Source organism: Streptomyces sp. NRRL F-2664 (assembly GCF_000719345.1).
Lineage (GTDB): Bacteria > Actinomycetota > Actinomycetes > Streptomycetales > Streptomycetaceae > Streptomyces.
Map to the genome: position 1 here is coordinate 1 of NZ_JOFX01000399.1, position 381 is coordinate 381.

At 74.3% G+C, this 381-nt stretch carries 1 protein-coding gene; it reads left to right on the forward strand.

Features of this window, described 5'->3' with window-relative positions:
- Nucleotides 1-381: hypothetical protein (locus tag IF89_RS39795; protein WP_043195018.1), on the forward strand; the 381-nt coding region annotated here is incomplete at both ends.

Sequence of the window (381 nt, forward strand, 5' to 3'; positions counted from 1 at the left end):
TGCGGGCAGGCTTGCCGCCCGCGAGCAGACGTCGTTCACCTACGACGGGTACGGGCAGCTGGCCTCGCAGACGGTCTCCTGGGCTGAGGGCGCCGGTGATGAGGGCCGCGGGGAGGGGCCGGGCGAGCTGAAGACTGAGGTCAGCCGTACGGTGGAGGACGGACGCCTGACCGAGACCACCACTGTGGCGCCCGGCACGGACGCCGAAACCACCACTACCCGCGTGACGGACCTGGCCACCGGGGCCGTGCTGGAGGAGGCCGGCCCCGGCGGGCGGGTCGCCTCGCGGACGGAGTACGACCACCAGGGCCGGCCCACCGCGCACACCCTCCTGCCCGACTCCGGCAAGCCCCAGACCACCGCCTTCTCCTACCCCGCCCC